This is a genomic window from Paenibacillus baimaensis, assembly GCF_025567575.1.
In genome coordinates this window covers 1-743 of the sequence record NZ_JAOQIO010000081.1, presented here as the reverse complement: position 1 = coordinate 743, position 743 = coordinate 1, and the positions used below count along the sequence as shown (strand labels likewise).

Annotated in this window: 1 protein-coding gene; it reads right to left on the bottom strand. The window is 39.8% G+C overall.

Features of this window, described 5'->3' with window-relative positions:
- Positions 1–729, bottom strand: a 729-nt coding sequence (locus tag OB236_RS19245; RefSeq protein ID WP_262685454.1) for a tyrosine-type recombinase/integrase, incomplete at its 3' end; no start/stop codon positions are given.
- Positions 730–743 lie beyond the last annotated feature (14 nt).

Below are 743 nucleotides of genomic sequence, written 5' to 3'. Positions count from 1 at the left end.
ACCGTTATCGAGCAATTGACAGGCATAGGTGTGACGGAATCGATGAGGATATACATTGGCACTAATTTTCCCGCGTTGTGCTAGCTTTTTTAATGACCACCGTATTGTTGGAATGGTTAATCGGCGGGTTGGATTCGTTTCAGTAACAAACAATGCTTTACAGGTATCTTCACGGCTCTCTAGGTATCTTTTTAACCAAATCTTACACTCGGTTGTAAAATAAACTTCTCTTTGTTTAGAGCCTTTACCATTCACAATTGCAGAACAGTTCTCCCAGTTCACGTCTTCAATGTTTATTTTCTGCACTTCTCCAACGCGGCAGCCCGTGCAGTATAGAAATTCCAACAGAGCATGCTCACGGTGAGATCGACAGGTAATCTTAAGATGAATCACATCCTCCTCAATTAAAAATTTCGGAATACGTTTCTCCATCTTTGGCTCTCTAAGTTTGAGAGAAGGGTTCCGTGACATATGCCCTTCTTCAAATGCAAACCGGAATAGAGAGCGTACAAATCGAATCCGATGGCCTAAGCTACTAGGTTTCAACCGTTCTGATACCTTAGCAAAGTAGTTTTTTAGTATGTTTAAAGAAATTTCTTCAATCTCCACATTACCAATTTCGCGAATCAACATATTTAGTTGTAGAAAATATGCTTTCATTGTATGTGTGCTGAATCCCAGGATACGTTTGTCAGCCTCATACAGCATCCATAAATCCTTTAAAGTCATAATAAAAACCCTCC